Origin of the sequence: Streptomyces sp. NPDC006624 (assembly GCF_040611555.1) — a bacterium.
Lineage (GTDB): Bacteria > Actinomycetota > Actinomycetes > Streptomycetales > Streptomycetaceae > Streptomyces.
This window is the reverse complement of sequence record NZ_JBEXOM010000001.1, coordinates 675,264-687,464: the sequence shown is the minus strand read 5'-3', so window position 1 is coordinate 687,464 and position 12,201 is coordinate 675,264. Positions and strand designations below refer to the sequence as shown.

Sequence of the window (12,201 nt, the reverse complement as noted above, 5' to 3'; positions counted from 1 at the left end):
CCCCGCTCCCGCGCGCCGGTCCGCGGCCCGGCCGGCGGCGCTGTCGGTCCGTCCGCGCGGCGGCAGGGCGCAGGCGACGGCCAGGTGTCCGGTGCTCATCCCTTCACCGCCCCCGCGCTGAACCCGGTGATCAGCCACTTCTGGATGAAGGCGAACACGATCACGACCGGCACGGCCGCGATGATGCCGCCCGCCGCGAGCGCCCCCAGGTCGACGCTGTCGGCGCTCATCAGGGAGTTGAGCCCGACGGGGATCGTCTGCTTGTCCTGGGCGTTCAGGAACATCAGGGCGAACAGGAAGTGGTTCCAGGAGTGGACGAAGGCGAACGAGCCGACGGCGATCAGGCCGGGCCGCAGCAGCGGCAGCACCACGATCCGGAAGGCCGTCATGCGGTTGCAGCCGTCGACCCAGGCCGCCTCCTCCAGGGAGTACGGCACGTTCTTGATGAAGTTGCTGATGAGGATCATCGACAGCGGCAGCTGGAAGACCGTCTCGGCGAGGATGACGCTGCCGAGCGAGTTGATCATCTGCAGTTCGGCGAAGATCTCGAACAGCGGCACCAGCAGCAGGGCGCCGGGGACGAACTGGGAGCACAGCAGGGCCAGCATGAAGGCCCGCTTGACCTTGAAGTCGAACCGGGCGAGGGCGTAGCCGCCGGCCAGCGCGACGAGGGTGGTCATCAGCAGGGTGGCGACGCCGACGAGGACGCTGTTGGCGAAATAGGTGCCGAAGCTGCGGTCCGTCCACACCTTCTCGAAGTGGTCGAAGGTGACCGGCCAGGGCACGAGCGAGGTCGAGCCAGCCGGGCGGAGCGAGAAGAGCAGGATCCAGTAGAAGGGGACGAGGGTGAACAGCAGGTAGATGCCCAGGGGCAGGTAGATCTGCCAGCGGGGCGCCTCGTCCCAGGCCCGCTTCCGCTTCGGGGGCCGCGGCGGTGCGGGGGTGGTGCGCACGGGAGGGGGCGCGGCCATGGTGGCTTCCTTGACGCTCACTTCTCGCCTCCGAACTTGCTCAGCCGCAGGTAGACCATCGAGCAGAAGAGCAGGATCACGAACGCCACCGTGGTCAGTGCCGACGCGTAGCCGAAGTTGTGGGCGTCGACGGACGTGTTGGCGATGTACAGCGGCAGCGTGGTCGTCTCGCCCGCGGGGCCGCCGCCGGTCAGGGTGTAGAGCAGGTCGACGTTGTTGAACTCCCACACCGCGCGCAGCAGCGTGGAGAGGATGATGGCGTCCTTCAGGTGCGGCAGCGTGATGTGCCAGAACTGCTTGATACGGCTGGCGCCGTCCACCTCGGCGGCCTCGTAGAGGTCCTTCGAGACGGACTGGAGGTCGGCGAGGATGAGGATCGCGAAGAACGGCACCCCTCGCCACAGGTCGGCCACGACCGCCGCCGGGAACACGGTGGAGGTGTCCGACAGCCAGCTGGTCCCGTAGGAGCCGATGCCGAGGTCGGCGAGGTAGCGGGTGATGCCGGTCTGGGAGTTGTACAGCAGCACCCAGATCGCGGAGGTCAGCACGCCGGAGACGGCCCACGGGGAGAAGACCAGGGCGCGTCCCAGGCCCCGGCCCACGAAGGTCTGGTTGACGATCAGGGCCAGCGCGAGACCGAACAGCAGCTGGAGGCCGACCTCGACGAAGACCCACTTGGCGCTGAAGACCAGGGTGTCCCAGAAGATCGGGTCCTCGGTGAAGGCGTGGACGAAGTTGTCGAAGCCCGCGAATCCGTTCCGCCACGGCTTGGTGGGGTTGTAGTTCTGCAGGCTGTAGTAGAAGACGCTGATGACCGGGTAGGCGATGAAGCCCAGCATGAGCAGGGCGGCCGGCGCGATCAGCAGGTACGGGAGCCTGCGCGGCGTGGCGGAGGCACGGCGCCGCCGGGGTGGCGCGGGCGGTTTCGCCACGGCTGCGGCTTGGGCCATGACTGTTCTCCGTTCTCGGTACGGCGTGGTACTGCGTGCGGCGATGCGTGGACGGTAAGCGCTTTCTGCCCGGGGTGGGGTGGTGCGGGGGCGGGTGGGCGGTGCGGGGGATCTTGAGTTGTGCGGTGATCCCGGCGTGCCGCCGGCGATCGGGGTGGGGCGGTGGCGGGGCGGTGGTGGTGGGGTGGCGGGGCGGTGGCGGTGGTGCGGTGGCGGGGGGTCAGCCCGCGTACGGGTCGGCGACCCGGCCGGGGCGGGCGAGGAACTCGAAGTCGCAGCCGGTGTCGGCCTGCGTGATCTGCTCGTTGTAGAGCGCGCCGTAGCCGCGCTCGTACCGGGCGGGCGGCGGCGTCCACTCGGCCCTGCGCCGCTCCAGTTCCTCGTCGTCCACGTGCAGGTGCAGGCTGCGCGCCTCGACGTCGAGCGTGACGAGGTCGCCGGTGCGGACGAGGGCGAGCGGTCCGCCCACGTACGACTCGGGCGCCACGTGCAGGACGCAGGTGCCGTAACTCGTGCCGCTCATCCGGGCGTCGGAGATCCGGACCATGTCGCGGACGCCCTGCTTGAGCAGGTGGTCGGGCAGCGGCAGCATCCCGTACTCGGGCATGCCCGGCCCGCCCTTGGGGCCGGCGTTGCGCAGCACGAGCACATGGTCGGGGGTGATGCCGAGCGCCGGGTCGTTGATGGTGCGCTGCATGGTCCTGTAGTCGTCGAAGACCACGGCGGGGCCGGTGTGCTTGAGCAGGTGGGGCTCGGCGGCGATGTGCTTGATGACGGCGCCGTCCGGGCAGAGGTTGCCGCGCAGCACGGCGACCCCGCCCTCCGGCGCGACCGGGTTGTCCCGGGTGCGGATGACGTCGTCGTCGTGCACCCGGGCGCCCGCGAGCTGCTCGCGCAGGGTGTCGTGCGAGACGGTCGGACGGTCCAGGTGGAGCAGGTCCGTGATGCGGGAGAGGAACCCGGGCAGACCGCCCGCGAAGTGGAAGTCCTCCATCAGGTACGTCTGTCCGCCGGGCCGCACGTTGGCCAGCACCGGGACCGTGCGGGCGATGCGGTCGAAGTCGTCGAGGGTGAGCTCGACGCCCGCGCGGCCCGCCATGGCGATCAGGTGGATCACGGCGTTGGTGGAGCCGCCGAGCCCGAGCACGGTCGTCACGGCGTCGTGGAAGGCGTCGGCGGTGAGGATGTCGCTCAGCTTCCGGTCCCGGTGGACCAGTTCGACGATCGTCATGCCCGCCCGGGCGGCCATCCGGTCGTGCCCGGAGTCGACGGCCGGGATGCTGGAGGCACCCGGGACGGTGACGCCGAGGGCCTCGGCGGCGGCGGTCAGGGTGGAGGCCGTGCCCATCGTCATGCAGTGGCCCGGCGAGCGGGCGAGGCCGCTCTCCAGCTCCTGCATCTCGCAGTCGCCGATGACACCGGCCCGCTTGTCGTCCCAGTACTTCCACATGTCGGTGCCGGAGCCGAGGACCTCGTTGCGCCAGTGGCCCGGCAGCATCGGCCCGGCCGGCACGAACACGGCGGGCAGGTCCACCGACGCGGCCCCCATGAGCAGGGCGGGCGTCGACTTGTCGCAGCCGCCCATCAGCACGGCCCCGTCGACCGGGTACGACCGCAGCAGCTCCTCCGTCTCCATGGCGAGCATGTTGCGGTAGAGCATCGGGGTCGGCTTCTGGAAGGTCTCGCTGAGCGTGGAGACCGGGAACTCCAGCGGGAAGCCGCCGGCCTGCCACACGCCCCGCTTCACGGCCTGCGCGCGGTCGCGCAGGTGGACGTGACAGGGGTTGATGTCGGACCAGGTGTTGAGGACGGCGATGACGGGCTTGCCCAGGTGCTCCTCGGGCAGGTAGCCGAGCTGGCGGGTCCGGGCGCGGTGGCTGAAGGTGCGCAGCCCCTCGGTCCCGTACCACTGGTGGCTGCGCAGCTCCTCGGGGCGCTTGCGGCCGGTCATATCGACCACCCGGCGGCGATGGCGGCGACCTCGGCCCGCTCGCCCTCGGGCAGCGGCCTGCTCGGCGGGCGGACCTCGCGGCGGCACAGTCCGAGGGAGGCCAGCGCCTCCTTGACGACGGTGACGTTGTTGGCGGACCCGCTGTCGGCGCGCAGCTCCTCGAAGCGGCGGATCTGCTCCCAGACCTTCATGGCGGCCGGGTAGTCGCCGGAGCGCAGCGCCTCGATCATGTTCAGGGAGACCGCCGGGGCGACGTTCACCAGGCCCGAGGTGAAGCCGGTGGCGCCGGCGGAGAAGTAGGAGGGGGCGTACGGCTCGGCGAGCCCGGCCACCCAGACGAACCGCTCGAGACCCGCGTCCCGGGCGAACGCGGCGAACCGGGAGGCGTCCGGGACGGCGTACTTCACGCCGATGACGTTCGGGCAGTGGTCGGCGAGTTCGGCCAGCCGGGCCCCGGTGAGCTGCGGGTTGCGGATGTACGGCACGACGCCCAGCTCGGGCACGGCCTCGGCGATGGCCCGGTGGTAGTCGACCCAGCCGGACTGGGAGACGTAGGGGTGGACGGGCTGGTGGACCATCACCATCTGCGCGCCGAGCTCGCGGGCGTGCCGGGCGGAGGCGATGGCGGTGGGGACGTCGTGCCCGACCCCGACGAGGATCGCGGCCCGCTCCCCGGCCTCGTCGACGGTCAGTTCCGTGACCAGCCGGCGCTCCTCGGGGGTGAGGGCGTAGAACTCGCCGGTGTTGCCGTTGGGGGTGAGGGTGGTGATGCCGCCGTCGAGCAGACGGCGCAGCAGGGACCGGAAGGTGTCCTGCTCCACGGAGCCGTCCTCGGCGAACGGGGTCACCGGGATCGCCACCACGTCGGCCAGGGCCGCCCGCTGGGTCTCGAACGCCACGCTGCTCATTCCTGACCTTCCTGTTCCAGTGCTGCCTGCGGGAATGCGCGCCGCACGAAGGACGCGATGTGGGCGTGCAGGGCGCGCGCCGCGCCGTCGGCGTCGCCGTCGAGGGCGAGCCGCAGGATCTCCCGGTGCTCGCCGGCCTCCCGGTCCCAGGAGGGCGAGGAGGCCCAGGCGACGGCGGAGACCAGGGCGGCCTGGTCGCGGACCTCGTCGAGCATCCGGCCGAGCAGCGGGTTGCCGCACGGCAGGTACAGGGCGCGGTGGAACTCCCGGTTGGCCAGGGAGCGTTCGGCGGTGTCGGTGGCGACGTCGGCCCGGGTCAGGGCGTCCCGGGCGGCGTCCAGGGAGGCCCCGCGCTGCACGGCCCGCCGCAGGGCCTCGGGCTCCAGCAGCAGCCGCACGTCGTAGACCTCGCGCGCCATGTCCGCGTCCACCATGCGCACCGTGACGCCCTTGTACTGGCTCATCACGACCAGCCCGGTGCCGGCGAGGGTCTTGAGCGCCTCCCGGACGGGGGTCTTCGACACCCCGAACTGCGCGGCGAGCTCGGTCTCGACCAGCGCCTGTCCCGGCGTCAACTGCCCGGTCAGGATGCGGTGTTTGATCCCCTCCAGCACGTACTGCGTGCGGGAGGGGATCGGCGTGGGCACAGAGGTCATGCGCGCCTCTCGGATCTCGCGTCTCGATGGATCGCGTATCGGATCTCGCGTATCGCGTCTCATATATGACGTACGAAGTACGACGCGATGACGGTAGGAGGGCGCGTTTGTTTCGTCAATGCTTCCGACAGAAGAAACTGCAATCGCTTTCTACGACCTGGGGGCCTTCCCTGGATCCAAGATCGGAGCGCGGCAGGATGGGGAGGTACGGCTGACCGGCGGCTCAGTCGTTCCGCGACCCGGGCGTCCACCCCGGATCGCGGCGTACGGAGGCACGGGCTTTCTACGCCCCCGGCGTCCACCCCGGCTCCCGCCCGCTCAACCCCACCGCCCTGTCCAGCTCCGGCGCGTCCGGCGCGACCGGGACCACCGGGCCGAAGATCGCGCCACGGCCGGGATCGTCGGCGGACGCCGACAGGAAGGCGAGGCAGGACCGGAGCGCGGCCGGGTCGGGGTCGTACGGCTGGCCCGTGGCGCGGGCCAGGTCCCAGCCGTGGACGACCAGTTCGTCGGTGGCGACCAGGCCCGCGACCTCGCCGGGCAGGTCGACGCCGCCGGCCCGGGTCATGCCGGTCCAGGCGGCCGGGTCGCGCCAGGCCTCGGCCAGTTCGCCGAGCACCCGGGGCAGTTCCTCGCGCCAGCCGGGGCCGATGTCGGGGAGCGCGGAGTCCGGGCTGGTGTCGGTCGTGGCGCCGAGGTCCTTGCGGGCGGCGTCGCGGAAGGCGGCGGCCAGTCCCGCGAGGTGCCCGAGGAGGTGGCGTACCGCGTACCGGGGACAGGGCGTCCCGGCGGCCAGCTGCTCGTCGGTGACCCCGGCGGCGAGTCGTGCGACGACCGCCGCCTGCGGTCCCAGGTCGAGGGTCGTGGGGGTCGTCCCGGTGGTGTCGGTCATGGCTGCTCCTCGGAGTGCGGATCCTGGTAGGCAGACCGATGCCGGCCCCGGAACTCATCGCCCGCGGCCCGTCCGGCTGGGGAATCTGCCCGATCCGCCCGCCCGGGCCTCAGCGCCACGATGGGCGGGCATGACGACCAAGACGACCCGGCCCGTGGTGCGCGTCCTGCGCGACCGCGACGCGGGCCTGTACCTGTCCGGCGTGGTGGTCTCCGGCTTCGGCACCTCCGCGCTGTGGCTGGCGTCCGGGGTGTGGGTCAAGGACCTCACCGGCTCGGACGGCCTGGCCGCACTGTGCACGCTGGCCCTGTGGCTGCCCACCTTGGCCGGGCCCTTGCTGGGCACGCTCGCCGACCGGGGCCGCCGCAAGCCCTTGCTGATCGGCACGAACCTGTTCCTCGGCGCCCTCCTGCTCACCCTGGTCACCGTCGACGCCCCGGGGGACGTGTGGCTGCTGTACGCCGTGCTGCTGCTCTACGGGGCGGCGGGCGTCGTCCACGACGCGGCCGAGTCGGCCCTGGTCGCGACCGCCGTGGAGCCCTCCCTGCTGGGCGACTTCAACGGCCTGCGGATGACCGCCACCGAGGGCATGAAGCTCCTCGCCCCGCTGGCCGGCGCGGGCCTGTTCGCGGCGTACGGGGGCGCGAGCGTCGCCCTGCTGGACGCGGCGACCTTCCTGCTGGCCGCCGGGCTGTACGCGATGCTGCGCGTCACCGGGGACCGGCCCGCCCCGTCCGGCGGCACACCGCGGGGGCGGACCGCCGAGGGTGTCCGGCACCTGTGGGCGCACCCCGCGCTGCGCGCCCTCGTCCTGGCGGGCGGCGCCACCATGCTGTGCGCCGGCCTGAACGGGGCGATGGTCTACGCCGTGGTCGACGACCTCGGCCGCTCCCCCGCCCACGCCGGTGTGCTCTACGCCGTGCAGGGCGCCGGGTCGGTGGCCGCCGGCCTGCTCTCCGGCGCCGCCCTGCGCCACTGGGGCGCGCGGCGCTTCGCGGGGTACGGCATCGCCCTGCTGGCCGTGGCGGTGGCCCTGCGGGCGGTGCCGTCCGACCCGGTGGCGCTGGTGTGCAGCGCGGCGGTCGGCGCGGGGCTGCCCGCCGTGCTGATCGCCGCGCTGACGTCGGTGCAGCGCGAGACACCCGGCCCGCTGCTGGGCCGGGTCACCGCCACCGCGCACACCCTGGTCCACGCGCCGAACGTCCTCGGGCTGGCCGCCGGAGCCGCCCTGGTCGAGCTGGTGAGCCACCGCGTGGTGCTGGCCGCCGCCGGCGCGGCCCTGCTGCTGACGGCGGCGCCGCTGTGCCGGAGCAGGCCGGACACCTGAGGCAGGCAGGCCCGCACCAGAAACGGGCCCGGCACCTGCGACAGGCCCGGCACCCCAGACGGGCTCGACACCCGAAACAGGCCCGGCACCCCAGACGGGCCCGGCACCCGAAACAGGCTCGACACCCGAGACAGGCCCGGCACCCCAGACGGGCTCGACACCCGAAACAGGCCCGGCACCCCAGACGGGCTCGACACCCGAAACAGGCCCGGCACCCCAGACGGGCTCGACACCCGAGACACGCCCGGCACCCGAAACAGGCCCGGCACCCGCGCCAGTCCGGGCACCTGGGATCGGCGGCCCCGGCAGCGGCCGAAGTCCTCCGGGCCTCAGAGCCCGGCGAGCGCCGAGCGCACCGCCTCCAGGTCGCCGTCGGACGCCAACCCCGCGTGATACAGGCGCAGTTCGGTGGCGCCCAGCTCTCTCGCCTCCGCCGCGTCCGACGCGAGGGTGCCCGGGCTGCCGCCCATGCCGGAGACGACGGTGAAGTTGGCGGCGATGACGGTGCTCTCGCGGGCCTGCCGGGCGAAGGGGGCCAGCGGGGCGGTGCCGCCCGCGCAGGGCACGACCACGCCGTCCGCGACGGACAGGATGTGCGCGGGGTCCACCCCGGCATTGGCGCCCACGTGGTACGACACCGGGTCCGCGTGCAGCAGTACCTGGAAGCCCTCCGGGGCGGCCGCCCGGACCGCCGCCACGGCCTGCTCCTGGAGCGTGCGCGCGGTGTCGTCGCGGTACGCGCGCGTGGCGTTCGCGAGCGTCTCGCCGAGGAGTTTCCCGACGCCCGTCCAGGCCCCGTCGGAGGGCGCGCCCCGCCAGACCGGCTCCAGCGCGGCCCGTACGGCGGCCGCCAGTTCGTCGGCGTCCAGCCCGTGCCCGCCGTAGCCCTCGCGGCAGGACGGGCAGAAGCACAGCGACATCAGGTACTGCCCGGCGTCGCCGAGGCCGACGCCGCCGGTCTTGTCGTGGGCGTGCAGATGCTGCAGCCCGTACCAGCCGAGGGACTCCAGCTCGGTGCCGCGTGCCCCGGGCCGGACGGCCGCCTCGGCCGCCAGGTCGGTCAGGTACGCGCGCGTGCCGGGCTGGGCGATGCACGGCGCCCACGGGTAGCGGTCGCCGTAGGCGTTGACGATGGAGGTGTCCGGGTGCTCGGCGCCCAGACGGGAGTTGTGCGCGAGGACGACCCAGGTGTACACCTCCAGACCCGCGTCCGCGAGGGCGGCGGCGGCCTCGCCGAAGGCGTCGCCGGGGGCCCAGTCACCCGCCGGGTACGGGCGCAGCTCGCGCCCGTCCCAGCGGCCGTCCGCCGGATACAGCACGGCGGCGTGCTCGGCGGTGACGACGCGGTGGCGCGGGTGGCGGGGCGTGAGGGCGCGCGTGGAGTGGTAGGCGGCCGCGAGGGTCACCTGCCGCACGCCGAGCGCGGCGATCCGCGCGGGTGCCTCCGGGTCCCCGTTGACGTCCCACGGGTAGACGAATGCCGACGCCCTCACTTGGCCTCCTCCAGCAGCGCGTGGCCGCGCTCGATCAGCGCGGCGAGCTGCTTGACATGATCCTCGGCCGGCTCGTGCAGCGGGGGCCGCACCTCCCCGACGTCGAGTCCGCGCAGCCGTACGCCGGCCTTGACCAGCGCGACGGCGTAGCCGCGGCCCTGGGCGCGCAGTTCGACGAACGGGCGGTAGAAGCCGTCGAGCAGCCTGCGCACGGTCGTGTCGTCGCCGGTGCGCAGGGCCCGGTGGAAGGCGAGGGCGAGTTCGGGTGCGAAGCAGAACACGGCGGAGGAGTAGAGCGTGACGCCGAGGGCGCGGTAGGCGAGCTGGGTCTGCTCGGCGGTGGGCAGGCCGTTGAAGTAGAGGAAGTCGCCCGGGGCCTCGGTGCGCACGGCGCTGATGATCCGCTGCATCAGGTCGAGGTCGCCGAGCCCGTCCTTGAGCCCGATGACGCCGTCCGTGCGGGCGAGTTCGACGGCGGTCGCGGGGGTGAGGACGGCGTTGTCGCGCTGGTAGACGATGACCGGCAGGCCGGTCGCGCCGGCGACCTCCCGGTAGTGCCGCAGCAGCCCCTCCTGCGCGGCGACGACGAGGTACGGGGGCAGGGCGAGCAGCCCGTCCGCCCCGGCCGCCTCGGCGAGCCGGGCGTAGCGCACGGCGAGGGCGGTGCCGTACCCGGTGCCCGCGAGAACGGGCACGCGCCCCTCGGCCGCCTCGACGGCGGCCCGGACGCACGCGTCGAACTCCTCGGGGGTGAGCGCGTGGAACTCGCCGGTGCCGCAGCAGGCGAACACGGCGGCGGCTCCGGCCTCCACGCCGCGCCGCACATGGGTGCGGTAGGCGTCGAGGTCCACCGAGCCGTCGGACCCGTAGGCGGTGACCGGGAAGAACAGCGGCCCGCTGGGGGTGTCGAGTCGAGCGGCGAGAGGGGCTGACGTCACGAGCTCTCCCGGTTCCATATTCATGACTGGCGTCTATATTTCTGAACGAGTCCACGCTAAGGCGCCCGCTCGGCGCCGGTCAAGCGCGCACACCCGCGACACACCAGCGGATTCACCTCGACCGCGCACACTTGACGGGCGTCGTCCCGGCTCCTTAGCGTGTCCACGCATATGAATGCCGTGCGCCCATGTGCATGGTCGGCGATCAAGGAGAACCGAGGATGCCCGCTCCCCGCACCGTCCTGCTCACCGGCGCCGCCGGCGGACTCGGCACCCTCATGCGGGACCTGCTCCCCGCCTACGGCTACGAGCTGCGCCTGCTCGACGTGCGCCCGATCGCGGGCGCACCGGACGCCATCACCGCGGACCTCGCCGACCGGGACGCCGTGCGCGAGGCCGTCCGGGGCGTCGACGCGATCATCCACCTCGCGGGCATCTCCCTGGAAGCCCCCTTCGAGAAGATCCTCACGGCGAACATCGAGGGCACCTACCACCTCTACGAGGCCGCCCGCCAGGAGGGCGTCGGCCGGATCGTCTTCGCCTCCTCCAACCACGCCGTCGGCTACACCCCGCGCCCCCAGGGCGACACACCCCTTGATCCGGGCGCGCTCATCCCGGTCGACACCCCGCGCCGCCCGGACACCTTCTACGGCCTGTCCAAGTGCTTCGGCGAGGACCTCGCCCAGCTCTACTGGGACAAGCACGGCCTGGAGACGGTCTCGGTGCGGATCGGCTCCTGCTTCCCCGAACCGACCAGCGTGCGCATGCTCTCGGTGTGGATGAGCCCCGCCGACGGCGCCCGCCTCTTCCACGCCGCCCTGACCGCCGAGCACGTCGGCCACACCGTCGTCCACGGCTCCTCCGCCAACACCCGGCTGTGGTGGGACCTCGGCACCGCCCGGGCGCTCGGCTACGAACCGCAGGACGACTCCGAGCCGTGGGCCGAGAAGCTCATCGCCGAACAGGGCGAACTGGACCCGGAGAACGAGGCGCACGCCTACCTCGGCGGCCACTTCGTGACGGACCCGCCGATCTGGCCGCACTGACCGGAAAGAGTCGCCGAACCGGGGCGGGCGGGCACCGAACGGGCCCGCCCGCCCCCCTGTTCGGGCACGAGAGCTGCCCGATCTCACGCCCCGGCCGGCACCCGCGCAGGTCCGGGACGGGCAGACCCGTCGCCGAACGGGCACAACCGGGCAGTATCGAGTCCGCAACAGGCCTGGTCACCGCCGCATCCCCGCTGTAGAAATTCCCCCACGGGCCGCACCGGGCCCGAACGGGCAGCACCAGCGGAAGGCAGGTCTCGGCATGAGCACGAGGACGGCGGAAGAGCGCCAGCGCGAGATCGTGCTGGCCGCCCGCCGCGACGGCGCGGTCGACGTCACCGTCCTCGCCGCCGAACTGGGTGTGGCCAAGGAGACCGTACGGCGGGACCTGCGCGTCCTGGAGGACCACGGTCTGCTCCGCCGCACCCACGGCGGGGCCTACCCCGTGGAGAGCGCCGGCTTCGAGACCACGCTCGCCTTCCGCGCCACCAGCCACGTCCCCGAGAAGCGCAGGATCGCGGCCGCCGCGGCCGAGCAGCTCGGGGACGCCGAGACCGTCTTCGTCGACGAGGGCTTCACCCCGCAGCTCATCGCCGAGGCACTCCCCCGGGACCGGCCGCTGACCGTGGTCACCGCGTCCCTGCCGGTCGCGGGCGCGCTGGCCGAGACCGACAACGTCTCCGTGCTGCTGCTCGGCGGCCGGGTCCGCTCCGGCACCCTCGCCACCGTCGACCACTGGACGACGAAGATGCTCGCGGGCTTCGTCCTCGACCTCGCGTTCATCGGCGCCAACGGCATCTCCCGCGAGCACGGCCTGACCACCCCCGATCCGGCCGTCAGCGAGGTCAAGGCCCAGGCGATCCGGGCCGCCCGCCGGACGGTGTTCGCGGGCGTCCACACCAAGTTCGGAGCGGTCAGCTTCTGCCGGTTCGCCGAGATCGGCGCGCTGGAGACGATCGTGACGAGCACCCTGCTGCCCTCGGCCGAGGCCCACCGCTACTCCCTGCTCGGGCCGCAGGTCATCCGCGTCTGAGCACCTCCATCCCCTCATCCCACCGGGCGCAGCACG

At 73.0% G+C, this 12,201-nt stretch carries 11 protein-coding genes; 3 read left to right on the top strand and 8 right to left on the bottom strand.

What is annotated here, in order from left to right:
- Nucleotides 1-95 precede the first annotated feature (95 nt).
- The 6 genes from ABZY20_RS03090 to ABZY20_RS03065 form a co-directional block, all read right to left on the bottom strand.
- Nucleotides 96-992, bottom strand: a complete 897-nt coding sequence (locus tag ABZY20_RS03090; RefSeq protein ID WP_356435696.1) for a carbohydrate ABC transporter permease — start codon at nt 990-992, stop codon at nt 96-98.
- Nucleotides 989-1,921: a sugar ABC transporter permease gene (locus tag ABZY20_RS03085; protein WP_356435693.1), complete on the bottom strand. Its 933-nt coding sequence runs from the start codon at nt 1,919-1,921 to the stop codon at nt 989-991. The genes ABZY20_RS03090 and ABZY20_RS03085 overlap by 4 nt, the downstream gene beginning before the upstream one ends.
- Nucleotides 1,922-2,141: 220 nt before the next feature.
- Nucleotides 2,142-3,872, bottom strand: coding sequence for an L-arabinonate dehydratase (gene araD / locus ABZY20_RS03080; protein ID WP_356435690.1), 1,731 nt, complete (start codon nt 3,870-3,872; stop codon nt 2,142-2,144).
- Complete coding sequence (locus tag ABZY20_RS03075; protein ID WP_356435687.1) at nt 3,869-4,780, bottom strand: dihydrodipicolinate synthase family protein; 912 nt, start codon at nt 4,778-4,780, stop codon at nt 3,869-3,871. The genes araD and ABZY20_RS03075 overlap by 4 nt, the downstream gene beginning before the upstream one ends.
- On the bottom strand, nt 4,777-5,436 hold the full coding sequence (locus ABZY20_RS03070; protein ID WP_356435684.1) for a GntR family transcriptional regulator: 660 nt from the start codon (nt 5,434-5,436) through the stop codon (nt 4,777-4,779). Before ABZY20_RS03070 ends, ABZY20_RS03075 begins: the two co-directional genes overlap by 4 nt.
- A 283-nt stretch (nt 5,437-5,719) precedes the next feature.
- Nucleotides 5,720-6,328, bottom strand: a complete 609-nt coding sequence (locus ABZY20_RS03065; protein WP_356435681.1) for a TIGR03086 family metal-binding protein — start codon at nt 6,326-6,328, stop codon at nt 5,720-5,722.
- Nucleotides 6,329-6,458: 130 nt separating this feature from the next.
- Here ABZY20_RS03065 and ABZY20_RS03060 point away from each other — a divergent pair, with 130 nt between their 5' ends.
- Nucleotides 6,459-7,655, top strand: a complete 1,197-nt coding sequence (locus ABZY20_RS03060) for an MFS transporter (protein ID WP_356435678.1) — start codon at nt 6,459-6,461, stop codon at nt 7,653-7,655.
- Nucleotides 7,656-7,984: 329 nt separating this feature from the next.
- On the opposite strand, the gene ABZY20_RS03055 is transcribed toward ABZY20_RS03060, so the two are convergent.
- On the bottom strand, nt 7,985-9,148 hold the full coding sequence (locus ABZY20_RS03055) for a hypothetical protein (RefSeq protein ID WP_356435675.1): 1,164 nt from the start codon (nt 9,146-9,148) through the stop codon (nt 7,985-7,987).
- Complete coding sequence (locus ABZY20_RS03050) at nt 9,145-10,086, bottom strand: 5-dehydro-4-deoxyglucarate dehydratase (RefSeq protein ID WP_356435672.1); 942 nt, start codon at nt 10,084-10,086, stop codon at nt 9,145-9,147. Before ABZY20_RS03050 ends, ABZY20_RS03055 begins: the two co-directional genes overlap by 4 nt.
- A 221-nt stretch (nt 10,087-10,307) precedes the next feature.
- Here ABZY20_RS03050 and ABZY20_RS03045 point away from each other — a divergent pair, with 221 nt between their 5' ends.
- Both ABZY20_RS03045 and ABZY20_RS03040 read left to right on the top strand, forming a co-directional pair.
- Nucleotides 10,308-11,132: an NAD(P)-dependent oxidoreductase gene (locus tag ABZY20_RS03045; protein WP_356435669.1), complete on the top strand. Its 825-nt coding sequence runs from the start codon at nt 10,308-10,310 to the stop codon at nt 11,130-11,132.
- Nucleotides 11,133-11,394: 262 nt separating this feature from the next.
- Nucleotides 11,395-12,165, top strand: a complete 771-nt coding sequence (locus ABZY20_RS03040) for a DeoR/GlpR family DNA-binding transcription regulator (protein WP_356435666.1) — start codon at nt 11,395-11,397, stop codon at nt 12,163-12,165.
- Nucleotides 12,166-12,201: the final 36 nt, after the last annotated feature.